The sequence below is a fragment of the Paraburkholderia acidiphila genome, from assembly GCF_009789655.1.
GTDB lineage: Bacteria > Pseudomonadota > Gammaproteobacteria > Burkholderiales > Burkholderiaceae > Paraburkholderia > Paraburkholderia acidiphila.
On record NZ_CP046910.1, the window covers coordinates 2,036,125 to 2,059,915 of the forward strand.

Consider the following 23,791-nt stretch of genomic DNA (forward strand, 5'->3'; position numbering starts at 1 on the left):
GCGCCTTGCCTGTGATCGCGGTGACGGGCATGGCCTTCGAGGCGAGCATTGCCGCGGGCAAAGGCCAGGACGGCGTGCGCGCCGTCTATGCCGCGCGCGCGGATCTGCTGCAAAGCGCGCTCGCGGCGGCGCTCAAGGACGGCGCGGCGGGGATCGTCAGCTTCGGCACGGCGGGCGGTCTTGCGCCCGATCTCGAGCCGGGCACCCTCGTGATCGCGCAAGCGATCGACGGCCCGTTCGGGCGCGTCGCGACCGATCCCGCCTGGAGCGCACGCATGGCCAACGCGCTGATGGCCTCGCCGCTTGCTGCGAAGACCCGGCGCGGCGTGGAGGCAGCCGTTGCCGCGCCCCTCACCGGCGCGGCGGACAAGGCGGCACTGTTCGGCGCGTGCGGGGCGCTCGCCGTCGACATGGAATCGCATCTGGCCGCGGCAGCGGCAGCCGCGCACGGCGTGCCGTTCGCGGTGTGCCGCGCGATCGTCGACCCGGCGTGGCGCAGCCTGCCGAAGGCGGCAATGGCTGGCTTGCGCGACGACGGAACGACCGCGGTGCTCCCAGTCCTGCGCGAGCTGGCGCGCGACCCGGCGCAGCTAGGCGGCCTGCTGCGCGTGGCGGCGGATGCGAAAGCGGCACGGCAGTCGCTGAGCGCCGCGCGGCAGGTCCTGACGGCCAGCGGCGCTTTTTTCCCGAAATGATCTTGGCGGGTTATTGAAATACCTAGGGTAAACCCCTATCTCTGGTAACATCTCGGTGTTAACCCTAGTCACGCCTCTGCGAGCTGGGGACGAATCACATTTCGGGGAGTTACCAGCCATGAATTTTCATACTCGCAAGTGGGTCAAGCCTGAAGACCTGAATCCGAACGGCACGTTGTTCGGCGGCAGCCTGCTGCGCTGGATCGACGAAGAAGCGGCCATCTACGCGATCTGTCAGCTCGACAACCAGCGCGTGGTGACCAAGTTCATGTCTGAGATCAACTTCGTGAGCTCGGCGCGTCAGGGCGACATCATCGAGCTCGGCATCACGGCCACGGATTTCGGCCGCACGTCGATCACGCTGCGCGCCGAAGTGCGCAACAAGATCACGCGCAAGAGCATTCTGACGATCGAAAAGATGGTGTTCGTGAACCTCGGCGCGGACGGCGTGCCGGCCCCGCACGGCCGCGAACGCATCCGCTACGCCGACGAAGCCTACGAGCGCTATCGCCAGACCGTGCAGACGTCGGCGGACGCCACGGCGCTGGCAGCGGCAAACGAGGCTGAGCGCCTGGCCGAGAACGAAGACGCTTCGGTGCACTGAGCGGTACGCACGACGTGAAAGAAAAAACCCGGCAGCCTGGAAAGGTTGCCGGGTTTTTTGCATTGCAGCGACTTTAGGTATGCTTGAAGTGCGTGCTTAGCCAGACTAGACTAAGATAGTTTATCTGGAGGCGCCATGACCTACGTGAACATGCTGGAAGCCAAGTCGTCGCTCTCGCGACTCGTCGAGGATGTCGAACTTGGACGAGAAAAGGAAATCATCATTGCCCGCGGCGGCCGGCCGGTCGCACGGCTCGTGCCGCTTGCATCAGAAGCGCCGATCGAGCGGCGCATCGGGGTCGCCAAGGGCGCATTCGAGGTGCCCGACGATATCGATGCGCACAACGAAGAGGTCGCAAGGCTGTTCAACGGAGACGGCGCTTGAACATTCTGCTCGATACGCACATCGCGCTTTGGGCTATCGCGGATAGCCCAAAGCTGCCGGCGGCCGCGCGTGAACTGATTCTGGCACCGACCAATACGATTTACGTAAGCACCGCAAGCATCTGGGAAATTGGTATCAAGTATTCCCTGCAGCGCGGGGATATGCCTCTGTCCGGAGAAGCGGCGCTGCAGTACTTCCGGCAAGCGGGATATCGCATTCTCGCAATCGAGGCCGAACATGCGGTGGCGGCCGAATCGCTGCCGTTACACCACCGGGACCCGTTTGACCGGCTGCTCGTGGCGCAAGCTTTGACCGAACCCCTGCGGCTGATATCGCACGACCGTCAAGTCGCGCGATACAGCGATACCGTCGTTCTGGTCTAGCGTCCGATCGCGCTGGACGGCAACCCCGGACTACACCCTTTAGGGCGCCGAAGCCGGTTTCGCAGGCGCAGCCGTCACACCCGAAGCCGCCACAGCAGCCGAAGCCGCAACAGGCGCCGATGCCGTAGCCGGAGCGGAAGCGGCCGCCGCCACGCCAGCCGTACCCGCCGCCGCAGCCGCACCAGGACCGGCGCCCGCCGCGGCGGCACCTGTCGTCGCCGCGCTTCCCTCGCCCGGATCGTCGTAATTCGGCAGACCATTGTTCGACGCGCCAGGCGCGGCCGTGGTGCCACCCGACTCGCCCGGATCCTCGTAATTGGGCGCACCGTTCTCATTCGGCTTGCCCTCGCCGCCTTCCTCGCCCGGCTCGCCGTAATTGGGCAACGGCGCATTGTTGCCAGCACGCCCGCCGCGAATCAGCGATTCGCGCTGCTGGCGGTATGCGTCGCGCACGAACGAATACGGGTCGAGCGCCGCCTGCTTGAGCAGGTCGGTCGCGCCGAGCAGGTCCGCGCGCGCGCTGATGAACTGCGCGAGATACATCGGATTGCGCACCGCCGGCTCGAAGTAGTTGATGACGTTGAACTTCACGTCCACGGCCATGCCGATACCGTCGCGCACCGAGCTCGGCCCGAACAGCGGCAGCACGAGATACGGGCCGGCCGGCATGCCGTAGTGGCCCATCGTGAGGCCGAAGTCCTGGTGATGCTTGGGCAGCCCCGCTGCCGTCGCGAAATCGATCAGGCCGCCCAGACCGAAGGTCGTGTTCATCGCGATGCGCATGAGATCTTCGACGGCGTCGGTGATCTTCAGCTGCAACACGTTGTTTGCGAAGTTGTCGACGTCGCCGATGTTCGAAAAGAAGTTCGTGATCGCCTGGCGCAGCGGCTGCGGCGTCACCTTCTGATAGCCCTTGGCGACCGGCTGCGCAATGTAGGTGTCGAGTTTGTCGTTGAACGTGAAAATCGCGCGATTCGCGGGCTCGAACGGATCGCCCGGCTTGCGGTCGGGGCCCGTGGCGCAACCCGACGTCACGAGGAGCGCCAGGCCCGCCGCCGCCATGGTGAGCGCGGCTTGTTTCTTCTTCATTGGTCGATCCCCTGAATTTCCGATCTCGCGCGTTTTGTGCGCGGCTTGCCCATCAGCACCGGCTGGAACACCACGGCGCCGATCAGCGTACAGAACAAGGACAGCGCGAGCAGCTTGCCCATGCTCGAGGTGCCCGGATGATGCGACAGCCACAGGCTCCCGAACGCCGTGGCCGTGGTTGCGGCGGAAAAGAGCACCGCGTGCGTGAGGCTCGAATGCAGGAGGCCGGTTTGCCCCGCGCGCCACGCCATCACGAAATAGATTTTGAACGCGACGCCGACGCCGAGCATCAGGGGAAGCGCGATGATGTTCGCGAAATTTAGCTGAATTCCAAATACGACGCACAGTTCGAGCGTAACGAGCGCCGATACCAGCAGAGGAATGAGCGTGCGCAGCACGTCGCCGAAATTGCGCAGCGTGATCCAGAGCAGCGCCGTGATGAGCAGTACCGACCACCCCGCTGCCTGGAAGAACGCGAGGATGATCACGTTCGCCGAGTGCAGGATCGAGATCGGGCCGCCGATCGCGTTCGGCTCGGCCGCCTTCACGGCGTGTGCGAAGCGCGCGAGCATCACATCGTCGTTCGGATCGACACCCGGCGGCACGCGCGGCGCCACGTCCACGATCGCCTGGCCAGTCGGCGCCACCCAGTCGCGCACCATCTCGGGCGGCAGGTTTTCACGCGTGATTTCCGAGGGCTGCAACAGGCGCGCGAGCTGCGCGAAGGCGAGCTTGAGCGTGAGGCTGAAAGCGGTTTCAGCACGGTCGCGCGTGGCCGGGCTCGCGCTCGCGAGCTTGTTGAGCGAGTCGGACAAATGCTTCGCCTCGGCGGCGCCCGGCCCCGGATGGTCGCTCGCGGCGAGCGCGAGCTGGTTGGCCGCGCGTTTGAGCGTCTGCACGCGCACTTCGTCGGTCACGGGCGAGGACGGCTGCTGCGTGAGCGCCGGCAGGAGCTGCTGGGCGGCGCTCGAGATCAGCATGAGCTTTTGCTGCTGATCGTCGGGAATGAGCGAGCTGAGCGTCGTTGCACGCGCCACTTCCGGCAGTTTCGAGAGGCGCGCTGCGATCTTGTCGGCTTCTTCGAGCGACGGCGCGAGCACGCTCACGTCGTTGATCGAAATGACGGGCGAGTCCTTGAGCGCGAGCAGCGTCGCCATCGACTCGGTATGCGGATCCTTCAAATGCAGCGGATTGAAGTCGAAGCGCAGATGCAGCAGCAACGGCGTCGCGCCCACGATGATGACGAGCGTGGTGAGCAGCACCGGCTTGCGATGCTCGGCGAGCCATTTGTCCACCGGCGCGAGGAACGCGAAGCCAGGCGAGGCGCGCTCGCCCTTGGGGTTGAACACGAGGATGAGCGCCGGCAGCACCGTCATGTTGCAGATGTACGCCACGAACATGCCCACGCCCGCGATCTGCCCGAGTTCCGAGAGGCCCTTGTACGCGGTTGGCAGGAAGGAAAAGAAACTTTCGGCCACGGCGATCGCCGCGAGCGTGAGCGGCACGCCGATGGTGCGCGCGGTCTTGAGGAGCGCGGCGTCGAGCCGCTCGTCCTGAAAGCGCTCCTCGCGGTACTTCACGCCGAACTGCACGCCGAAATCGACGCCTAGCCCGACGAACAGCACCATAAACGCGACCGAGAGCATGTTGAACGAGCCGATCATCATGAGGCCAAGCGCGGCCGTGATGACGAGGCCGACCACGAGCGTGATGAGCGTGGCGACGATCAGCTTGCCCGAGCGCAGCGCGAGCCACAGGATGGCGAGCACGACGATGATCGTGATCACGCCGTTGAGCGCGGCGCCGTCCTGCACCGAGGCGAACTCGTCGTCGGCGAGCGGCTGTTCGCCCGTGAGGCGCACGCGCGCGCCGAATTCGGTGTCGAGATGAAGCGAGGCGGCGGTCTCGCGGATCGCTTCCACGGCATTCGCGCCCGCCTTGAGCGCGGCGAAGTTGAGCACCGGCTGGACGGTGATGAACGCAAACGCGGGCTTCGTGGCCGAGTCCTTGTCGACGAGCGCGCGCCACGAGAACGCAGCGGGCTTGCCGGCCAGCACGTCGTCGACGACGTTGGCGGCGCTGCCGAGCAGGGTCGCCATTTGCGGCAACTTGATCTGACCGATCGTGAGCGGCAACTGCAGCGTGGTCGTGAGCGTACCGGCCAGACCCGCGAGGCTTGGGTCCTTCGCGAGCTGGTTCACGAGCGGGCGCGCCTGCACGAGCTGGCCCGTGGTCGAGAGCACGGTGGCGGTGGACGGAAAGAGCAGGCCGTTGTGCTGGAAGAACGCGCCGCCCGCGGGCTGCGAGACGGCGCTGAATTCGCGCGAGTCGGCTTTGAGCGCCTGCGCGAGCTTGTCGGCGGCGGCGTCGGCGAGTTCGGGCGCGTCGGCTTCGACCACCACGAGCAGCGAGCTCGCGCGCTGCGGGAACGCCTTGTCCTTGGCTTCGCTCAACGCGGCCCACTGGGCCGTGTTCTCGACGAGACCGCTGACGTCGGTGTTGATCTTGAAGTTCCTTGCGACGTACACGCCGCTGAGCACGGCGAGCACGATCGCAAGTGTGATCACCCACGCCGCGCGGCGTACCGACCAGGCGACGAGGCTAATGATGAATGGCTTCAGCATACAGGCGAGGGGGCCCTGTCAATTAGGTTCTTTGACGCGAAACGCACAAGTATACCGGCCCCGCCCGTCCCGGCGCGGCTCATGCACTCAGAGCGTCGGGCGGCGCCTCGGCAGCGTGTGCGCCAAAGCCGTTATACTGGCTCAGCCGGCGGCGCGACGATTGCGTGAATGCACGCAAAGCGCACGCACTGAACCGCACTGTACCGGCGCCTGAATTTCACTGTTCCAGAAGAGCGTATGAAACGTTACCTGACCGCATTTTTCGTCGCCGCCTGTTTCACGGGCGCTTCGGGCGCCGCGATCGCGCAGACCTCGCCGGACGCCACCGTCAAAGCCGCCGTGGAAGGCACCGTGAAGGCGATGCAGGCCGACCCGAAGGCGCGCGGCGGCGATATGAACCAGATCACCCAGGTGGTCGAGACCCATTTCGTGCCCGCCACCGACTTCAAACGCACCACGCGTATTGCCGTTGGCAAGCCCTGGGCGACGGCCACGCCCGAACAGCAGCAGAAGCTGTATGAGCAATTTCAACTCCTGCTCGTGAAGACGTACGCGTCGTCGCTCTCGCAACTTCGCGATACTCAGGTGAACTTCAAGTTCGCGCCCTCGAACACGGGTGCCGCCGCGAAGGACACCGTGGTGCAATCGCACGTCATCAGCAACGGCGGCGACGACGCCATCGACTACCGCCTCACGCAAACACCGAGCGGCTGGAAGATTTACGACATCAACATGATGGGCGCGTGGCTGATCCAGGTCTATCAGACGCAATTCGCCGACCAGATCGCCAAGGGCGGCATCGACGGCCTCATCAAGTTCCTCGTCGACCACAACGCGCGCAGCTGATTGTTAATTGTGCATACATCTTGGGCACGGGTGTGACCGGCACCCGCGCTCATTGATGTCTCCCGGTCTTGCCGCAGACCAAAAGTTTTTCAGCATCCTTTCTCGCGGGCATGTGGCTGAAGGCCCAATCGAATAGTCCCGCAAAGCGCTCGAAATCGTGCGCTGTCAGCCTTGATGTTGGCGTCAATCTCTGTGCACGCTTGCGTTGCGAGCGCACTCCGTCTCTGCCACATTACCTCCCCGAATAATCAACCATAAGGAACGGGTACGAGGTATGAAGTATAGGAACTTGGTGGAGAAACTTGTTTTTGCAGTGATGATGTCAATGAGCGCGTGCGCGTTCGCGCAGCAGGTGGCGCTGCCCGGCATCGGATTCAGGATCGGCGATGACCTTGCTGAGGTGAAGGCCGCGTTGCACACGAGCGACGTACCGGAGCCGCTTGCGCAACCCCTGCTGCTGCCGGCCAACATGCATAACCCGAACCAGGACAAGACGGTGCTGCATCTTCGCACGAAGGGAATATCAGCCCTCTTCGACGCTTCGAACAAAGTCCAGGCGATCCGGCTCGACGCGCCGTTCGCAGGGGAAGTGAAGGGCGTGAAGCTGGGCGATAGCGCCAAGACTGTCACGTCGAAACTGGGCGATCCGGTCAGCAAGCCTGCGACCCTTCTGACGTTTCAGATTTATCGCTATGTGCTCGACGACGAAGCCTACGTGGCGTATTGGATTAACGTAGACGGTGTCCAGGCCATCGTGGTCGGGAAGTGACCTCCGTAGCGCCCCAAGGCTTCACTTCCTGCGGTGCTCCACCGCGAACTTGATCAACTCCGCCTGGCCTTCGATCTCCAGCTTGCGCTTGAGATTGAGCCGGTGCGTTTCCACCGTGCGCACCGAGAGCCCCTCGCGCTGCGCGATCTGCTTGCTCGATAGCCCTTGCGCGAGTGCATCGAGAATGTCCCGCTCGCGCGGCGTGAGCCGCTCCACCGGTGTGCTGCGCGCCGACGCCTGGATCATGCGTGCACTCAACCCCGCGCTGAAATACGTGCGTCCGGCCAGCACCGCCTCGATCGCGCGGATGATCTCGGTGGCCGGCGAATCCTTGAGCACATAGCCGCTTGCGCCCGCGCGCACCGCCTCGGTCACGTATTCGACGTTGTCGTGCATCGAAAGCATGAGCACGCGGATGGCAGGAAAGCGCTCGTGGAAGATGCCTGCAAGCGCGATGCCGTTGACGCCGGCCATGCCCACGTCCATGAGCACGAGGTCGGGTTCGAGCGACGCCGCGAGCGCAATCGCCTCGTCGGCGTTGCCGGCCTCGCCTGCCACCTCGAAACCCGGCACGGCTTCGAGCCGTGCGCGCAGGCCGTCGCGTACGAGAGGATGGTCGTCCACGAGGATGAGGCGCGCGGGCCTCGCGCCGGGGCTGGTCGATTCGTTCACGTTTGCATTCGTCGTCGTCATGTCGGCGTTCCTGATTCGGCGGCGGCTTTGACCGCGGCATTCGACGCAATCGGCACCCATGCGGTGACGAGCGTGTGGCCTGGCTGCGAGGTGATGTCGAGGCGGCCGCCCAGCGACTCCAGCCGCTCGCGCATGTTGCGCAGGCCCAGACCCGCGCGCGGGTCGGCCAGCGCGTGTGCCACGTCGAAGCCGCGGCCATTGTCGGCAATGCCGAGCGTCACGCCGTTCGCCGCGACTTCGAGCGTCAGTGCGGCGCGCGCCGCCTGCGCATGCCGCACGATGTTGGTAAGCGCTTCCTGCGCAATGCGAAAGAGCACCGTATTCACGGCGTCGGGTAGCGCACTCGCTTGCGCCTTCCTGCTCGCAGGCTTCGGCGCGGATTGCGTGAAGGCGATCTCCATGCCCGTTTGTTCGGCCAGTTCGCGTGTGAGTTGCTCCAGTGCGGCGGCGAGGCCCAGGTCGTCGAGCATCGAGGGGCGCAGCGCGTGCGAGATGCTGCGCACTTCGCGCAGCGTGTCCGAAAGCCGCGAGAGGCCGGTGGCGAGCGACGCTTCGGCGGCGGGCACGCGCGTTTCGCCGCGCTCGAAACGCGCGAGCGCCGACTCGAGGAGCAGCTTCACCGAAACGAGCATCTGGCTAATGCCATCGTGCAGTTCGCGCGAGAGCCGCGCGCGTTCCTGCTCCTGCGACTCGACCACCTGCTGCGCGAGGCGCTTGAGCTTGGCGTCGGTGCTGCGGTGCTCGCTCACGTTGAGCACGAGCGCGCCGAGCGCGATCACGAGCACGCCAGCAATGGCGATCACGCCGAGCCATTGAATGGTGTGTTCGATATTCGCGGAGGCGCGCTCGTCGATGTGCGCGAGCGTCGAATCGACGTCGTCGAGATAGATGCCGGTGCCGATCATCCAGCCCCAGCGTGGCAACGGCACCACATAGCCGAGCTTCGGCGCGAGCTTGCCCGTGGATGGCCGGTGCCACATGTAGCGCACGTAGCCGCCCCCGCGCTGGGCGGCGGCAATCAGCTGCTGGATCGTCAGCGCGCCTTGCGGGTCGCGCAGGTTCCAGAGATCCTGGCCGACGAGCGCAGGCTCGCGCGGATGCATGAGCGAGCGGCCGTGCATGTCGTAGACGAAGAAATAGCCGTCGGGCCCGAAGTCCATCTTTTGCAGCACGGCTAGTGCGGCCAGCTGGCGGTCGGCTTCGTCGGCGGGCGCGGGCAGTGCGGCGCTGGCGTTCTGCTCGGGCGCGTAGAGCGGCGCGATGGCGCTCGTGGCCAACTCCACGTAGTGGCGCAGCTCGATCTCCTTGCTCGACAGGTAGGCGCTTTGCATGGTCGCGTGCTGCGTTTGCGCGAGCTGCGTGGCCTGCTGGCGCACGCCGATCCCGATGCCGGCAATGGCGGCGAGAAACGGCACGACCGCAAGCAGGAAGATTTTCGTCTTCAGGCGGCGGTCGGCGAAGAATAATGGGGTGGGCATGACGGTGTTCGGAAGCAGAGTCTGCAAGCATAACCGGGCGCGCGCGGCGGGGCCGGCAATCCACGCGGTGTTCAAAAGCGCGCGTCTTCAAATTATTGAGATTGTTGAGCGGCGATGATAGCGATTCTTCTGCCGCTTCCCGGGAACCCTTCATGATCCAGCCGATGCCGCTCGATATCCGGTTTGTCTGCGCCGTGCTTTCGTCGGCGCTCTTTTTGAGCGCGTGCGCGAGTGAGCCAGCGGGCGGCGTAACGTCTCAGAACGCGCAGACGCCGCATGCTGTGCCGCTCGTGATCGCGCATCGCGGCGGCGCCGGCGACGCGCCCGAGAACACCTTGACTGCGATACGCGAAGCGCTCGCGAACCGAGCCGACGCCATCTGGCTCACCGTGCAACTCAGCCGCGACGGCGTGCCGGTCCTCTACCGCCCTGCCGACCTCGCATCGCTCACTAACGCGCGCGGCGCCGTGGCCTCGAAAACGGCGGACGAACTCGCCCGCGTCAATGCGGGCTGGCAGTTCAAAACGCAGGACGCCGATGGCCGCGCAACCTGGCCTTATCGCGCGTCGCCCGTTGGCATTCCTACGCTTGCACAAGCGCTGGCGGCGATTCCACGCGACGTGCCCGTGGTGCTAGACATGAAGGCGTTGCCTGCCGCGCCGCAGGCGGCGGCCGTTGCGCGCGTGCTGGACGAAGCGCACGCGTGGGACCGCGTGCTGCTGTACTCGACCGAGGCGTCTTACCAGCAGGCCTTCTCCGCGTGGCCGCAAGCGCGGATGTTCGAGTCGCGCGACGCGACGCGCGATCGTCTCGCCGCCGTCGCGCTTGCACGCGCCTGCATCGCGCCGCCGGCCACCGGCTCCTGGACCGCATTCGAGTGGCGGCGCCACCTCGATCTCACGGAGCGGTTCACGCTGGGGGTGGCGCGCTCGCCCGTGGACGACGCGCAACTCTGGTCGCCGCAGGCAGTGCAATGCTTCCGCACGAACCCGGGCGTGCATATCGTGGCGATCGCCGTCGATCAGGAGGCCGACTACAAGGCGGCGGCGTGCGCGGGCGTGGACGCCGTGCTCTCCGACTCGCCGCGCAAGATCGTGCCCGTGCGCGACACGTTGCGCAGCGGGTATGACTGTCGTTGAGCGCGCAACGAATCGTTGTTTCCCCTACGTAGTTCTACGTAGCGCGCTTACGTAGTTGTCCGGTTGTGGCTGACGGTCTGAAAGCGAATACTAGCGCCCACAGCAAGGCGCAATGCGTCATGCATGCGCCCTCATCGGAAGGCGCGCCAGGACCCGGACCCGATACCGGGCACAAAGTAAAACCATAAATGCTTTGCATGAGACCAGCGTGAGCGCTCAAGCGCTAACACTGGTCGACACAGGAGACACCGCATGAGTCGGACATCCAGTTTTGTCGTCTGGACGCTGGTCGCGCTGCTTGGCGCGTTTGCGTTCGGCACCATCGCGCTCGCGCACGGCGAGCGAATCAGCGCACTGTGGATCGTGATCTGCGCCGTGTGCGTCTATCTGATCGCGTATCGTTTCTATAGCCGCTTCATCGCGAGCACCGTCCTGCAGCTGGACGGTCTGCGCATGACGCCGGCCGTGCGCCACAACGACGGGCTCGACTTCGTGCCCACCAACAAGTACGTGCTGTTCGGCCATCACTTCGCGGCGATCGCAGGCGCCGGCCCGCTCGTGGGCCCGGTGCTTGCCGCGCAGATGGGCTACATGCCCGGCATGCTGTGGATTCTCGCGGGCGTGGTGTTCGCGGGCGCCGTGCAGGACTTCGTGGTGCTGTTCCTCTCCACGCGCCGCGACGGCCGGTCCCTGGGCGACCTCGTGAAGATGGAGCTGGGCCCCGTGCCCGGCGTGATCGCCCTCTTCGGCACCTTCCTCATCATGATCATCATTCTCGCGGTGCTCGCGCTGATCGTGGTGAAGGCGCTCACGAACTCGCCGTGGGGCACGTTTACCGTAGCCGCGACGATTCCCATCGCGATCTTCATGGGCCTCTACGTGCGCTACATGCGCCCGGGCAAGATCGGCGAGATCTCGATCATCGGTTTCGTCCTGCTGATGGCTTCCATCGCCTTCGGTCAGCACGTGCATGATTCGCCCACGCTCGCCGCCATGTTCACGTTCACGGGCACGCAGCTCACGTGGATCCTGATCGGCTACGGCTTCGTCGCTTCGGTGTTGCCGGTGTGGCTGCTGCTCGCGCCGCGCGACTATCTCTCGACGTTCCTCAAGATCGGCACGATCCTCGCGCTCGCGATCGGCATTCTGATCGTCGCGCCGGAACTGAAGATGCCGGCCTTCACGAAGTTCATCGACGGCACGGGCCCGGTCTGGTCTGGCAACCTGTTCCCGTTCCTCTTCATCACGATCGCGTGCGGCTCGGTGTCGGGCTTCCACGCGCTGATCTCGTCGGGCACGACGCCCAAGCTGCTCGATAACGAAACCAACGCGCGCTTCATCGGTTACGGCGCGATGCTGATGGAATCGTTCGTCGCCATCATGGCGCTCGTCGCCGCCTCTGTGATCGAGCCGGGCGTGTACTTCGCGATGAACGCGCCGCTCGCCGTGCTCGGCACGACGCCGGACGCCGTGGCGCACACGGTCGGCCAGTGGGGCTTCATGCTCACGCCGGAGATGCTCACGCACACCGCGCAGGCCGTAGGCGAGACGACCATCGTCGCGCGTGCGGGCGGCGCGCCCACGCTGGCCGTGGGCATGGCGCAGATCCTGCACCAGGTGATCGGCGGCGAAGCGATGATGGCGTTCTGGTATCACTTCGCCATCCTCTTCGAAGCGCTCTTCATCCTGACCGCCGTCGACGCGGGCACGCGCGCGGGCCGCTTCATGCTGCAAGACCTGCTCGGCACGTTCCACCCGTCGCTCAAGCGCACGGAGTCGCTGCCGGCCAACCTGATCGCCACGGGCTTGTGCGTGGCCGCATGGGGCTACTTCCTGTATCAAGGCGTGGTCGATCCGCTCGGCGGCATCAACACGCTGTGGCCGCTCTTCGGCATCTCGAACCAGATGCTTGCCGGTATCGCGCTGATGCTCGGCACCGTCGTGCTCTTCAAGATGAAGCGCGAAAAGTTCGCATGGGTGACCGCCGTGCCGACGCTGTGGCTGCTCATCTGCACGCTCACGGCCGGCTGGCAGAAGATTTTCGACAGCAACCCGAAGGTGAGCTTCGTCGCGCACGCGCAGAAGCTTTCGGCGGCGATCGCGGAAGGCAAGGTCGTCGCGCCCGCGAAGTCGCTCGAGCAGATGCAGCGCATGGTCTTCAACGACTACGTGGACGCCGCGCTTTCGGGCCTGTTCATCTTCGTGGTGGTGAGCATTGTCGTGTATGGCCTGCTCGCGATTGCACGCGCACGCCGCATCGACCGCCCGACCGTGCAGGAAACGCCGTACCAGGCGTTGCCGGCTGGCGGCGCGGCCGTCGCGGCGAACCGCGTGCATTGATCGACGTTACGCAACTGAACGGAGCACATCATGTTCTCGGGACTTCGCGACAACGTACAAACGGCCGGGCGCTATCTCGGCCAGGCCATGCGTTTGATGGTCGGGTTGCCTGACTATGAGGGATACGTCGCGCATATACGCGCGACGCATCCCGACCGCCCCGTGATGTCGTACGAAGAGTTCTTTCGCGAGCGGCAAAACGCGCGGTACGGTTCGGGCGCGGGGAAGTGCTGCTAATGCCCGACTGAGCGGATACTTTCAAAGCAAGGCGCGACGGCGAAGGCCGTCGCGCCTTTTTTTACGCCTGTAATCTGCCCGCTTCGGGGCGCAATCAAAAAGCGCTCAATTCTCGCGAGGCGGCTGCCGTTAACTTTTACGAAGCGCTTCACCCATTAGACGCATGTCGGCGTGGCGGCGATAGTGCACCTTCAACACCTGCACCGTAAGGTGTGCGAATCAAAGAATCTTTCATGATCTTTCATCGAATCGGCGCAGCCATGCTTGCGGCCGCTCTCACCGCAACGGTCACGCCCGCTTGCGAAGCGCAATACACCACCGACTGGATTGCGAACACTTACGGCGCCAACGCAACGCACGTGGGCAACGTGGCCCGCTCGATGTGGGTCGCGCCCGAAGGCGTGATCTATACGTCGTCGATGTGGGATGAAAACGAAGGCGGCGTGGCGATCTACCAGAACGGCCAGAGCCTCGGCTCGATCGGCGGGCACGGCGACTTCCAGGGCGGCGCGATCACGGGCAACGCAACCTCGCTGTTCGTCGCGATGCAATACAACACGACGTATGGCAGCGGCAACGTCGGGCGATACAACCGCGCGAGCGGTGCGCGCGACCTGCTGATCGCCGTGAGCGCCGATACGACCGAAAAGCTCGCCGATGTCATCACCGGACTCGCGACCTCCGGCTCACTGCTCTATGCAAGCGATTTCCCCGGCAACCGCGTGCGCGTGTACACCACCGATGGCGTCTGGCAACGCGACATCAGCGTGACCGGCCCGGGCGCGCTGACGCTCGATGCAAGCGGCAATCTCTGGGTCGCGCAAAAAAGCGCGGGCGCCGTGCTCGAATTCAGCGCTGCTGGCCAACTCCTGAACACGATCCAGCTGGCGTCCACGGCGCGGCCGTCGTCGCTGTACTTCGATTCGCAGACTTCACAGTTGATGATCGGCGACTCGGGTCCCGACATGAACATCAAGAACTTCAGCATAGCCGGCACGCCTGCTCAAACGGGCACGTTCGGCATCCAGGGCGGCTACCTCGACACGACGACGGGCACCAAGGGGCAGGTGGGCGACAAGCGCTTTACGCGCGTGGTCGGTATCGGCAAGGATTCCGCGGGCATGCTGTATGTGCTGAACAATCCGTGGGGCGGCTCGTGGGACCTCGGCCGCAACGGCGGCACCGATCTGCAGGCTTATGACGGCACCGGCACGCTGCGCTGGAAGCTCCAGTCGCTCAACTTCGAAGGCAACGCGGCGCCGGATCCGGGCACCGACGGCGCGACGTTCTACGGCGGCATGAACCTCTATTCGGGCACGGCTGGCGGCACTTTCGTCGCCAACACCATCGATCCGTTCACGTATCCCTCCGATCCGCGCATCAATCTCGCGGACACCGCGCGCGGCGAGCATTTCGCGCAAGTGGCGAACGTGGGCGGGCAGCGCATTCTCGTGGCCGCCGGTCAGAACCCCGATACGTTCTATTTCTTCCACTTCAATGCGGCGAGCGGCTATATCGCCATTCCCGATTACACGCTGCCGGGGACGGCGTTCAATACAGCGGCGCCGGTGCGAAACGGCTTTTGTCTCGACAGCAAGGGCGACCTCTGGGTGGGCCTCGACAAGACCAACGTCATTTCGCACTACCCACTGACCGGCTTCGACTCGACCGGCAAGCCGCTCTGGGGCGCCGCGCTCGCCACGCCGGTTCCCGCCACGATCTCGCGGCTCACGCGCATCGTCTATCTGCCCGAAAGCGACACGATGATCCTCACGGGAGAAGACGCCAGCATCACCGACTGGACTGCGGTCGGTACGCGCGTGGAGGTGTATCACGGCTGGCTGGCGGGCAATACGGGCGCGCCGAATCCGGTGATTACGCTCACGAGCGCGAATCCCAAGTCGATCGCAGCCGCCGGTAACTATCTGTTCGTGGGTTACATGCACACCGTGCCCAACATCGACGCCTTCAACCTCACCACCGGCGCAATCGACACGACCCTCATCAACAGCAATCCGAATGCAGTGTACGTGGGTAACGATGTGGATTCGATGTATGGCCTGCGTGCGTATTTGCGCTCGACTGGCCAGTACGTCGTGACGAAGGATAACTACAACGCCGCGAGCGCCGTGGTGTATCGATGGACGCCGGTGGCGGCGAGCGCGGCAGCCGCGGCGGCAGCGGTATCGCCTTTCTAGTCCGATGTGACGCATGAAGGGCGCGACAGGCATCGCGCCCGTTTCATTGCGCGTCGTCGTCGGCTTCGTGCAAATGCGCGTTCTTCAGGTCCTCCAGAAACGCCCGCACGATCTGGCTATGCCGATTGCGCTTTTGCGTGACCACATGAAACGTGACCTCGTAGCTGAGCCGCTTCGGATTGAGTGCGACGAGCAAGCCGCGCCGCACATGCGGCGCGGCAAACTGCTCGGGCAGGTAGCCGAGATGGTGCCCCGAGAGAATTAGCAGCGCAACGGCCTCCATGTTGTCGGCCTGCGCGGTGACTTTGCTTTGTGTCGTCGAGTGCTGGGCCTCGGGCGTGGGATACGTGCGCCATACCCATTCGAATTCCGCCGCCTCTAGCGGATCGAGCTGTCCCGCGCGCTCGAACAGCGGATGCCCGCGTCCGCAATACGCGATCTGCCGCTCGATGAAAAGCGGCGTGTATTCGAGCGTCGGCACGCGGTGCCAGAAATAGCCGACCGCAATTTGCGTCTCGCCATTGAGCAACTGCTCCTCCAGTTCACCCGGCGACTTCACCGAGATCGAGAAACGCACCGCTTCGTCGCGTTGCCGGAACGAAGCGATCGCCTCGCTGATGCGCGCGTTCTGGCTGGTCGGCGTATGGCCGATCAAGCCGATGCTCAACGTGCCCACGAGCTTGCGGTCCAGGTGCCGTGCCTTGAGCGTGAACTCTTCGGCGGCGGCGAGCAGCGTGGTCGCCAGTTCGTAAAGGCGCTCCCCTTTTTCCGTCAGCCTGAAGCCGCTGCGCCCGCGCTCGCAAAGCCGGTAGCCGAGCCGGGTTTCGAGCGTCGAAAGCTGCGCGCTAATGGTGGGCTGGCTCACGTTCAGCGTGGTCTGCGCGATGCTCACGCCGCCGGCGTCCGCCACGGCAACAAAGACGCGCAGCAGGCGCAGGTCGAGATCGGTCAGGCTGCCGAGCATGGATTCTCCGGGGAAAACATCGATACATAGACTGGAGTCTATGTGAACAACGACAGGATCGTTATTCATCTTTCATGGATGCGCGCTTACAACTGCGGCTATGGCCGTTTCGAATGATACGGCACGGTAAATGAAAGTGGAGCGTCGTAATGTCTGATCAATACTTCCAGCCGCTCAGCGGCAATGCCATGCCCCGCTGCGGCGGGATCGCGACGATGATGCGTCTGCCGCAGGTTGAGAACGCCTCGGGCCTCGATGCCTGCTTCGTGGGCGTGCCGTTCGACCTCGGCACCTCGAACCGCACGGGCGCGCGCTTCGGCCCGCGTCAGGTTCGCTCGGAGTCCGTGCTGCTGCGCCCGTACAACATGGCGACGCGCGCCGCGCCGTTCGATTCGCTGCGCGTGGCCGATATCGGCGACGTCGCGACGAATCCCTATAACCTCGCCGATTCGATCACGCGCATCGAAGCCGCCTACGACGCGATCCTCGAACACGACTGCCGCCCGATCTCGCTCGGCGGCGATCACACGATCACGCTGCCGATCCTGCGCGCGATCCATCGCAAGCATGGCCGCGTGGGCCTCATCCACGTGGACGCGCACGCCGACGTCAACGACACGATGTTCGGCGAAAAGATCGCGCACGGCACGCCGTTTCGCCGCGCCGTGGAAGAAGGGCTGCTCGACTGCGATCGCGTCGTGCAGATCGGCTTGCGCGGCACCGGCTACGAGGCCGAGGACTTCGACTGGTGCCGTCAGCAAGGCTTCAAGGTCGTGCAGGCCGAGGAGTGCTGGAACCGTTCGCTGGCGCCGCTGATGGAAGAAGTGCGCGCGCGCGTGCAGGGCGGTCCGGTCTACGTGAGCTTCGACATCGACGGCATCGATCCCGCCTATGCGCCGGGCACCGGCACGCCGGAGATCGCCGGGCTGACCGTGCCGCAGGCCCTCGAGATCATTCGCGGTTCGTGGGGACTCGATATCGTCGGCGCGGATCTCGTGGAGGTGGCGCCGCCGTACGACCCGTTCGGCACCACGGCGCTGCTCGGGGCCAATCTCGCGTTCGAAATGCTTTGCGTGCTACCGGGCGTGAAGCGCCGCGACTGAGCGCTCGATCACCTGCGCCGCCTGAACACACTACGAAAATCTGGAGACAAGCAGCATGAATGTTCAAGAAAACGCCGGCCTTGCGGCCGAGACGACCGGGCTCGAAATCGAGAGCCGGTCGATCGACTACATCCCCGAGCGCGAGCGTCACGCGAAACTCAGCAGCCAGGGGCCGTTCTGGTTCCTTGGGAATTTCCACTTCTTCACCATCTCCATCGGCTTCGTCGGTCCGAGCATGGGCCTTTCCGCCGGTTGGACGACGCTTGGCGGCGCGCTCGGCATCATGTTCGGCACGATCTTCATGGCGTTCCACGGCTCACAGGGCCCGGAGATGGGCCTGCCGCAAATGATCCAGTCGCGCGCGCAGTTCGGCTATCGCGGCGTCGCGCTCGCGCTGCTTGCCACGCTCTTCGTGTTCGTGGGCTTCAACGTCGTGAACATCTCGCTGATCATGGACGGCCTGAAGAACGTGTTCGGCGTGAATCCTTCCGTGGTGGCGATCGTGGCGTCGCTCGCGGGCGGCGTGCTCGCGATCTATGGCCACGACCTCATGCACAAGGCGTTCAAGTGGGCGCTGATCGCGACGCTGCCGCTCTATGCGTTAGTGACGATCGCGCTCGCGTTTGGCGCGGGCAAAGGTGCCGCTGTCGTTCCCGCCGTGACCGCCGCCGCGCATCCCGGCTTCAACTGGGTCGCGTTCCTCACGCAGTTCGCGATTGGCGCGAGCTATAACATCTCGTATGCGCCGTATGTCTCCGATTACTCGCGCTATCTGCCGAAGCATACGAGCCGTGCGAAGCTGATTTCGGCCATCTTCCTTGGCGCCTCTTTGTCGGGCGCGTGGATGATCGGTCTCGGAGCGTGGCTCGCGCAGCAACTGAAGGCATCCGATGCGCTCGTCGCGCTCAATCAGGTGGGCTCGTCGCTGTTTCCGGGCTGCGGAAGGCTGCTTGTCGTCGTCTCCGTGGCGGGCTTTTTGCCGATCATCGCGCTCAATACATACAGCGCGATGCTCACGCTGCTCACGGGCGTCGACTCGTTCCGCAAGATCAAGCCCACGCGCCGCGCCCGCATTGGCGCGGTGATGACGATCAGCGCGATCCTGCTGGCCTGCACGCTGTCGATCAAGGGTAATGGCGTAGCGCTGCTCAACACGTTCCTCGTGCTGATGCTGTACTTCCTCGTGCCTTGGACCGCTGTGAATCTCGTCGATTACTTCTTCGTGCGCAAGGGGCGTTACGCGATCTCGCACTTCTTCACGCCGGACGGCATCTACGGTGCGTGGCAGGCGCGCGGGATTGTCGCGTATCTGATCGGCTTCGCCGCGATGATTCCGTTCTTCGCCATCGTCGACAACGAATCGGGCAAGGAGATCTTCGTGGGTTACTTCGCTCACCTGATGGACGGCATCGATCTCGCGTGGCTGGTTGGGCTGATCGTGGCGGGCGCGAGCTACTACGTGCTGAGCCGATCGCTCGATCTGCGCGCGGAAGAGAAAGTGATTCGCACCATCAAGGAAAGTGACATCATCGCGATGGCTCGGCAGTCAGCGGGGCATTGACGGGCGCGCGGCGCGCAAATGCGCGCCGCAAAAAGACAAAGGGCGCAACGGTCATAACCGTTGCGCCCTTTTCGCGCCTTGCGGCGCGAAAGCGTATCAGCCAGCCGCGACCGTTGCCGGCTTCTTCGTCTTGGCCGCGTGCTTGATCTCTTCGAGCTTGATCTCGACGTGACGCGAGAACACGTATTCAGCGGGACGCTGGCCATCCAGCGAAATATCCTTCGCGAACGCGCCTTGCGTGCGCGGACCCGTAAGGGCAACGCGCGCCGCCTTCAGCGGGTGCGCCACCGTGTCCATCACGGCGGTCGCCTCGAAGCCGCAGTGGACCATGCAGTCCGCGCACTTCTCGTACTTGCCCGTGCCGTACTTGTCCCAGTCGGTGGTTTCCATCAGCTCCTTGAAGGTCTTCACATAACCTTCGCCGACCAGATAGCAGGGCTTTTGCCAGCCAAACACCGTGCGTGCCGGGTTGCCCCACGGCGTGCACTGGTACGTCTGGTTGCCCGCCAGGAAGTCGAGGAACAGGCTCGACTGGCTGAACGACCACTTCTTGCCGTTGTTGCCGCGCTTGAAGATCTCGCGGAACAGGTTCTTCGTCTTCTCGCGGTTCAGGAAGTGCTGCTGGTCCGGCGCGCGCTCATAGGCATAGCCCGGCGAAACCGTGATGCCATCGACGCCGATCTCGCCGACCGTGTCGAAGAACTTCGCCACGCGCTCGGGCACGGCGTCGTTGAACAGCGTGCAGTTGATGTTTACGCGGAAGCCGCGGCGCTTCGCTTCCTTGATGGCCGCGACGGCCTTGTCGTAGACGCCTTCCTGCGAGACCGAGTGGTCGTGCGCTTCGCGGTCGCCATCGAGGTGCACCGACCAGACGAAATACGGGTTCGGCTGGTAGTCGTCCATCTTCTTTTCCATGAGCAGCGCATTCGTGCAGAGATACACGAACTTCTTGCGCGCCATGATGCCCTTCACGATCTGCGGCATTTCCTTGTGCAGCAGCGGCTCGCCGCCCGCGATGGAAACGACCGGCGCGCCGCACTCATCGACGGCTTCCAGGCACTCTTCCAGCGACAGGCGCTGGTTCAGGATGGGATCCGGATAGTCGATCTTGCCGCAGCCATTGCAGGCTAGATTGCAGCGGAACAGCGGCTCGAGCATCAGCGCGAGCGGATAGCGCTTGTTGCCGCTGAAATGCTGGCGAAAGATGTACGAGCCAACGCGGACTTTTTGTAGCAGCGGAATAGACAAAGCGTGTCCTCCTTAAACTTCGCGCGCGACGAGCGGTTGCAAGAGCTTCGACGGCAGCTTGAATTCGACTTTTTCTTCACGGCCCGCCATCGTCGACACCTCGACAGGCCCCAACGCGCGAAGCGCGTCAATGACGTTCTCAACCATTTCTTCAGGCGCCGATGCACCGGCCGTGATGCCGACCGTTTGCACATTGGCGAACCACTCGGACTTCACTTCCGAGCCGTCGGCCACGAGATAGCTCGGCACACCCGTTTCGCTGCCGATTTCGCGCAGACGATTCGAGTTCGAGCTGTTCGTTGCGCCCACGACGAGCAGCACGTCCACCTGGTCAGACAGTTCGCGCACCGCGGCCTGCCGGTTCTGCGTCGCGTAGCAGATGTCGCGCGTGTCCGGGCCGACGATGTCGGAGAACCGCGCGAGCAGCGCATCGATGATGCCGCGCGTGTCGTCCACCGAAAGGGTGGTTTGCGTCACGTACGCGAGCGGCGCATCGAGCGGCAGATCGAGCTTCGAAACATCGGCTTCGCTCTGCACGAGCAGCACGGTGCCGGGAATCTGGCCGATCGTGCCTTCTACTTCAGGGTGACCGGCATGACCGATCAGGATCAGCGTGCGGCCCGCCGCGACGTACTGGCGGCCCTGCACATGAACCTTCGTGACGAGCGGGCAAGTGGCGTCGAGCACGTCGAGGTCGCGTTCCTCGGCGGCGCGTTCGACGGTCTTGGCCACGCCGTGAGCGCTGAAGATCGCCACGGCGCCTTCCGGCACTTCGTCGAGCTCTTCCACGAAACGCGCGCCCTTGTTGCGCAGGTTTTCGACCACGTGACGGTTGTGGACGATTTCATGGCGCACGTAGACCGGCGCGCCGTGTTTCTGCAGTGCGCGATCGACAATTTCGATGGCGCGGACAACCCCCGCGCAAAAGCCGCGGGGTTGGGCAAGGATCACTCGCATAGGGTGGCGAACTCCGACTGCCGCGTCAGGCGAGCGAATCGGTAAAAATGACCTGATCGCCGGCGGCTGTCTATTTATTAAGGATGCAAAAAATCCGCCAAAGGGTGACGGAGTAAAAACTAGACGCGCATTTTAACCCCTTCGCCTTTCGTTTGCTGTGTAGAGCACTCGCGGGTGAGGCGTGCGCGCGACGGCGATGTCTGGACCACGCCGATTTTTCCCCGAAAAGCCTGCTGGGCGGCGCTCCTGCGGTGTGCGCCGCGGCCTGCGCAACGCGCGCCGCGCACACCGCAAAAGGCGGCATCCGAAGCCGGCGTCCCGGCGTTGCGCGGTGCAACATGCTCCGGGAACCCTTAAAATATCGCGTCCTGCGGGTCGCCTCGATGGCGCCCGTGGATACGACCCCATTCTGGACGCCTTGATGGAACCCGACCACTACGACGATTTTCCGGTAGCACGCGTACTGCTGCCGAAGGCGCTGCGCGCGCCTGTCGGCGTGATCTACCACGTCGCGCGCACGCTCGACGACATCGCGGACGAAGGCGACTGGAGCCCCGAGGAGCGCCACACGCGTCTCGCCGATTTTCGCGAGGGCCTGAACGCGGTGGCCGAAGGCCGCCCCGCGCGCGTCCATCCCATGTTGTTCGCGAAGCTCGCGGAGGTGGTGCGCGAGTGCCGCCTGCCGCTCGCGCCGTTTTACGATCTCGTCGCGGCGTTCGATCAGGATATCGACACGACGCGCTATGCCGACCGCTTCGAACTGCTGGACTTTTGCCGGCGCTCGGCGAACCCGGTCGGCCATCTGATGCTGCATCTGATCCACGAAGCGACGCCCGAGAATCTTGCCGATTCCGACGCGATCTGCACCGCCTTGCAGCTGGTGACCTTCTTGCAGGACGTGAGCGCCGACTGGGCGCGCGGGCGCATTTACCTTCCGCAAGCCGACCGGGAGCGCTTTGGCGTAACCGAAGCGCAGATCGCCGCCGGCAAGGTGGACGACGCCTGGCGCGCGCTGATGGCGCACGAGGTGGCGCGCGCACGCTCGCTCATGGTGAGCGGCGCGCCGCTCGCGCTGCGCGTGCCGGGGCGCTTCGGCCTCGAGCTGTGCAGCGTCGTGCATGGCGGACTGCGCGTGCTCGAGATCATCGAGCGCGGCGGCTACGATGTGTTCCGCGCGCGGCCTGCGCTGCACGCCCCCGACTGGGCCGTGGTGCTCCTGCGCACGGCGGCCATGTGGCTGTCGCGCCGCGTGGGCGCGCGCGCACCTTCGATCGAGAGTAACAACGCATGACTACGACTATCCTGTTTGCCGTCTCCTGTCTCTCGCTGCTGATCTGGCTCGTGCTGCTGTTCGGGCGCGGCGGTTTCTGGCGCGCCCGCCCGGCCGAACCGCTGCCGATCGTCGAGCCTGCGGCCGGCTGGCCTGCCGCGTGCGCGGTGGTGCCGGCGCGCAACGAGGCCGACGCCATTGGCGAGGCCGTCAGCTCGCTACTCCAGCAGAACTACGGCGGCGAGTTTCACGTGATCGTGATCGACGACCACAGCACCGACGGCACCGCCGAAGCCGCCCGCGCCGCCGCGCTCGCGCTGCAGTGCCCGGAAAAGCTCAGCGTGATTACGGCCAAGCCGCTGCCGGCGGGCTGGTCGGGCAAGGTCTGGGCGCAGTCGCAGGGCATCGAGGCCGTGCGCACGCTCAAGCTGCCCGCGGACTACCTGCTCCTCACCGACGCCGACATCGGCCATCCGCCCGAAGCGCTCGCCCAACTCGTGGTGCGCGCGCAGGCTGAAGGCTGCGACCTCGTCTCGCTGATGGTGCGGCTGCGTTGCGATTCCTTCTGGGAAAAGGCGCTGATCCCGGCGTTCGTGTTCTTCTTCGCGAAGCTTTACCCGTTCTCTTGGGTCAACAACCCGAAGAACCGCACGGCGGCCGCGGCCGGCGGCTGCATGCTGGTGCGCCGCCAGGCGCTCGAAGAGGCCGGCGGCATCGAATCGATCCGCGCCGAGCTGATCGACGACTGCAGCCTGGCCGCGCGCATCAAGCATCGCGGCGAGGGGCATCATCCGATCCGGCTCGACGTAGCCGCGAAGAGCGTGTCGCTGCGCCCGTACGATTCGTGGAAGGACATCTGGAACATGATCGCGCGCACGGCGTTCACGCAGCTGCATTACTCGGCGTGGCAGCTCGCGGGCACGCTGCTCGGCATGACGATCATCTATCTCGCGCCGCCCGTGGTCGCGCTCGTGCTCGGGCCGAAGGGCTGGCCCGCGTGGATCGCCTGGGCGCTGATGTGCTGCGCCTACTCGCCCATGCTTGCCTACTACCGGCGCTCGCCGCTGTGGGCGCCGTTCCTGCCGCTCGTCGCGCTGTTCTATGTGGGCGCGACGTTCGCTTCGGCCTGGCGCTTCTGGCGGGGCAAAGGCGGTCAGTGGAAGGCGCGCGTGCAGGCGCCGGTGCAGGGACGTTAAGGGCCTGCAAATG

Annotated in this window: 21 protein-coding genes; 14 read left to right on the forward strand and 7 right to left on the reverse strand. The window is 64.8% G+C overall.

Features of this window, described 5'->3' with window-relative positions; all coding sequences use genetic code 11:
* The first annotated feature begins 29 nt into the window (after positions 1-29).
* The 4 genes from FAZ97_RS23555 to FAZ97_RS23570 all read left to right on the forward strand — a co-directional run bounded on the left by FAZ97_RS23555 (position 30) and on the right by FAZ97_RS23570 (position 2,066).
* Positions 30-695: a phosphorylase gene (locus FAZ97_RS23555; protein ID WP_158761059.1), complete on the forward strand. Its 666-nt coding sequence runs from the start codon at positions 30-32 to the stop codon at positions 693-695.
* Positions 696-813: 118 nt separating this feature from the next.
* Positions 814-1,299 (forward strand): acyl-CoA thioesterase, encoded by a 486-nt coding sequence (locus FAZ97_RS23560; protein WP_158760790.1) that lies wholly within the window; start codon positions 814-816, stop codon positions 1,297-1,299.
* Positions 1,300-1,434: 135 nt separating this feature from the next.
* Positions 1,435-1,683 (forward strand): type II toxin-antitoxin system Phd/YefM family antitoxin, encoded by a 249-nt coding sequence (locus FAZ97_RS23565; protein ID WP_158760791.1) that lies wholly within the window; start codon positions 1,435-1,437, stop codon positions 1,681-1,683.
* Positions 1,680-2,066: a type II toxin-antitoxin system VapC family toxin gene (locus tag FAZ97_RS23570; protein WP_158760792.1), complete on the forward strand. Its 387-nt coding sequence runs from the start codon at positions 1,680-1,682 to the stop codon at positions 2,064-2,066. The genes FAZ97_RS23565 and FAZ97_RS23570 overlap by 4 nt, the downstream gene beginning before the upstream one ends.
* A gap of 39 nt (positions 2,067-2,105) precedes the next feature.
* Here the strand turns inward: FAZ97_RS23570 and FAZ97_RS23575 are convergent, their stop codons facing one another.
* Positions 2,106-3,155, reverse strand: a complete 1,050-nt coding sequence (locus FAZ97_RS23575) for an MlaA family lipoprotein (RefSeq protein WP_158760793.1) — start codon at positions 3,153-3,155, stop codon at positions 2,106-2,108.
* Positions 3,152-5,779: a hopanoid transporter HpnN gene (gene hpnN, locus FAZ97_RS23580; RefSeq protein ID WP_158760794.1), complete on the reverse strand. Its 2,628-nt coding sequence runs from the start codon at positions 5,777-5,779 to the stop codon at positions 3,152-3,154. Before hpnN ends, FAZ97_RS23575 begins: the two co-directional genes overlap by 4 nt.
* A 237-nt stretch (positions 5,780-6,016) precedes the next feature.
* On the opposite strand from hpnN, the gene FAZ97_RS23585 reads away from it, so the two are divergent.
* Entirely contained in the window at positions 6,017-6,625 is a 609-nt protein-coding gene (locus tag FAZ97_RS23585; protein WP_158760795.1) for an MlaC/ttg2D family ABC transporter substrate-binding protein, read from the forward strand.
* A gap of 325 nt (positions 6,626-6,950) precedes the next feature.
* Positions 6,951-7,394, forward strand: coding sequence for a hypothetical protein (locus FAZ97_RS23590; protein WP_158760796.1), 444 nt, complete (start codon positions 6,951-6,953; stop codon positions 7,392-7,394).
* Between the two features lie 21 nt (positions 7,395-7,415).
* On the opposite strand, the gene FAZ97_RS23595 is transcribed toward FAZ97_RS23590, so the two are convergent.
* Together FAZ97_RS23595 and FAZ97_RS23600 are read right to left on the reverse strand one after the other, a co-directional pair.
* Positions 7,416-8,087, reverse strand: coding sequence for a response regulator (locus FAZ97_RS23595; protein ID WP_158760797.1), 672 nt, complete (start codon positions 8,085-8,087; stop codon positions 7,416-7,418).
* Entirely contained in the window at positions 8,084-9,565 is a 1,482-nt protein-coding gene (locus FAZ97_RS23600) for a cache domain-containing protein (RefSeq protein ID WP_158760798.1), read from the reverse strand. Before FAZ97_RS23600 ends, FAZ97_RS23595 begins: the two co-directional genes overlap by 4 nt.
* Before the next feature lie 152 nt (positions 9,566-9,717).
* Here FAZ97_RS23600 and FAZ97_RS23605 point away from each other — a divergent pair, with 152 nt between their 5' ends.
* From FAZ97_RS23605 to FAZ97_RS23620, 4 genes are all read left to right on the forward strand, one after another.
* On the forward strand, positions 9,718-10,704 hold the full coding sequence (locus tag FAZ97_RS23605; RefSeq protein ID WP_233271754.1) for a glycerophosphodiester phosphodiesterase family protein: 987 nt from the start codon (positions 9,718-9,720) through the stop codon (positions 10,702-10,704).
* 252 nt (positions 10,705-10,956) lie between these two features.
* Positions 10,957-13,044, forward strand: coding sequence for a carbon starvation CstA family protein (locus FAZ97_RS23610; protein WP_158760799.1), 2,088 nt, complete (start codon positions 10,957-10,959; stop codon positions 13,042-13,044).
* A gap of 30 nt (positions 13,045-13,074) precedes the next feature.
* The gene (locus FAZ97_RS23615) at positions 13,075-13,281 is read left to right on the forward strand and encodes a YbdD/YjiX family protein (protein WP_158760800.1); all 207 of its coding nucleotides are present in this window, start codon (positions 13,075-13,077) and stop codon (positions 13,279-13,281) included.
* 233 nt (positions 13,282-13,514) lie between these two features.
* Positions 13,515-15,479: an SMP-30/gluconolactonase/LRE family protein gene (locus tag FAZ97_RS23620; protein WP_158760801.1), complete on the forward strand. Its 1,965-nt coding sequence runs from the start codon at positions 13,515-13,517 to the stop codon at positions 15,477-15,479.
* Positions 15,480-15,522: 43 nt separating this feature from the next.
* Here FAZ97_RS23620 and FAZ97_RS23625 read toward each other — a convergent pair whose 3' ends face one another.
* A complete protein-coding gene (locus FAZ97_RS23625) occupies positions 15,523-16,443 on the reverse strand; it encodes a LysR family transcriptional regulator (RefSeq protein ID WP_158760802.1) in 921 nt (306 codons plus the stop codon).
* 149 nt (positions 16,444-16,592) lie between these two features.
* Here FAZ97_RS23625 and speB point away from each other — a divergent pair, with 149 nt between their 5' ends.
* Both speB and FAZ97_RS23635 read left to right on the forward strand, forming a co-directional pair.
* Complete coding sequence (speB, locus tag FAZ97_RS23630) at positions 16,593-17,546, forward strand: agmatinase (protein ID WP_158760803.1); 954 nt, start codon at positions 16,593-16,595, stop codon at positions 17,544-17,546.
* 55 nt (positions 17,547-17,601) lie between these two features.
* Positions 17,602-19,107, forward strand: coding sequence for a purine-cytosine permease family protein (locus FAZ97_RS23635; protein WP_158760804.1), 1,506 nt, complete (start codon positions 17,602-17,604; stop codon positions 19,105-19,107).
* Positions 19,108-19,203: 96 nt separating this feature from the next.
* Here FAZ97_RS23635 and hpnH read toward each other — a convergent pair whose 3' ends face one another.
* The gene (hpnH, locus tag FAZ97_RS23640; protein WP_158760805.1) at positions 19,204-20,355 is read right to left on the reverse strand and encodes an adenosyl-hopene transferase HpnH; all 1,152 of its coding nucleotides are present in this window, start codon (positions 20,353-20,355) and stop codon (positions 19,204-19,206) included.
* A 12-nt stretch (positions 20,356-20,367) separates the two neighbouring features.
* Complete coding sequence (ispH, locus tag FAZ97_RS23645) at positions 20,368-21,312, reverse strand: 4-hydroxy-3-methylbut-2-enyl diphosphate reductase (RefSeq protein WP_158760806.1); 945 nt, start codon at positions 21,310-21,312, stop codon at positions 20,368-20,370.
* Between the two features lie 421 nt (positions 21,313-21,733).
* Here ispH and hpnC point away from each other — a divergent pair, with 421 nt between their 5' ends.
* Positions 21,734-22,603, forward strand: coding sequence for a squalene synthase HpnC (hpnC, locus tag FAZ97_RS23650; protein ID WP_158760807.1), 870 nt, complete (start codon positions 21,734-21,736; stop codon positions 22,601-22,603).
* Positions 22,600-23,778, forward strand: a complete 1,179-nt coding sequence (locus tag FAZ97_RS23655; protein ID WP_158760808.1) for a glycosyltransferase — start codon at positions 22,600-22,602, stop codon at positions 23,776-23,778. The genes hpnC and FAZ97_RS23655 overlap by 4 nt, the downstream gene beginning before the upstream one ends.
* Positions 23,779-23,791 lie beyond the last annotated feature (13 nt).

What these genes read in the sequence shown, in the direction of transcription:
- speB (WP_158760803.1), top strand. Translation starts at nt 16,593, where the DNA reads ATGTCTGATCAATACTTCCAGCCGCTCAGCGGCAATGCCATGCCCCGC.
- FAZ97_RS23595 (WP_158760797.1), bottom strand. Translation starts at nt 8,087, where the DNA reads ATGACGACGACGAATGCAAACGTGAACGAATCGACCAGCCCCGGCGCG.
- FAZ97_RS23590 (WP_158760796.1), top strand. Translation starts at nt 6,951, where the DNA reads ATGAGCGCGTGCGCGTTCGCGCAGCAGGTGGCGCTGCCCGGCATCGGA.
- FAZ97_RS23635 (WP_158760804.1), top strand. Translation starts at nt 17,602, where the DNA reads ATGAATGTTCAAGAAAACGCCGGCCTTGCGGCCGAGACGACCGGGCTC.
- FAZ97_RS23625 (WP_158760802.1), bottom strand. Translation starts at nt 16,443, where the DNA reads ATGCTCGGCAGCCTGACCGATCTCGACCTGCGCCTGCTGCGCGTCTTT.
- FAZ97_RS23605 (WP_233271754.1), top strand. Translation starts at nt 9,718, where the DNA reads ATGATCCAGCCGATGCCGCTCGATATCCGGTTTGTCTGCGCCGTGCTT.
- hpnN (WP_158760794.1), bottom strand. Translation starts at nt 5,779, where the DNA reads ATGCTGAAGCCATTCATCATTAGCCTCGTCGCCTGGTCGGTACGCCGC.
- FAZ97_RS23600 (WP_158760798.1), bottom strand. Translation starts at nt 9,565, where the DNA reads ATGCCCACCCCATTATTCTTCGCCGACCGCCGCCTGAAGACGAAAATC.
- FAZ97_RS23560 (WP_158760790.1), top strand. Translation starts at nt 814, where the DNA reads ATGAATTTTCATACTCGCAAGTGGGTCAAGCCTGAAGACCTGAATCCG.
- FAZ97_RS23610 (WP_158760799.1), top strand. Translation starts at nt 10,957, where the DNA reads ATGAGTCGGACATCCAGTTTTGTCGTCTGGACGCTGGTCGCGCTGCTT.
- FAZ97_RS23620 (WP_158760801.1), top strand. Translation starts at nt 13,515, where the DNA reads ATGATCTTTCATCGAATCGGCGCAGCCATGCTTGCGGCCGCTCTCACC.
- FAZ97_RS23575 (WP_158760793.1), bottom strand. Translation starts at nt 3,155, where the DNA reads ATGAAGAAGAAACAAGCCGCGCTCACCATGGCGGCGGCGGGCCTGGCG.
- FAZ97_RS23615 (WP_158760800.1), top strand. Translation starts at nt 13,075, where the DNA reads ATGTTCTCGGGACTTCGCGACAACGTACAAACGGCCGGGCGCTATCTC.
- FAZ97_RS23565 (WP_158760791.1), top strand. Translation starts at nt 1,435, where the DNA reads ATGACCTACGTGAACATGCTGGAAGCCAAGTCGTCGCTCTCGCGACTC.
- FAZ97_RS23555 (WP_158761059.1), top strand. Translation starts at nt 30, where the DNA reads ATGGCCTTCGAGGCGAGCATTGCCGCGGGCAAAGGCCAGGACGGCGTG.
- FAZ97_RS23585 (WP_158760795.1), top strand. Translation starts at nt 6,017, where the DNA reads ATGAAACGTTACCTGACCGCATTTTTCGTCGCCGCCTGTTTCACGGGC.
- ispH (WP_158760806.1), bottom strand. Translation starts at nt 21,312, where the DNA reads ATGCGAGTGATCCTTGCCCAACCCCGCGGCTTTTGCGCGGGGGTTGTC.
- hpnC (WP_158760807.1), top strand. Translation starts at nt 21,734, where the DNA reads ATGGAACCCGACCACTACGACGATTTTCCGGTAGCACGCGTACTGCTG.
- FAZ97_RS23655 (WP_158760808.1), top strand. Translation starts at nt 22,600, where the DNA reads ATGACTACGACTATCCTGTTTGCCGTCTCCTGTCTCTCGCTGCTGATC.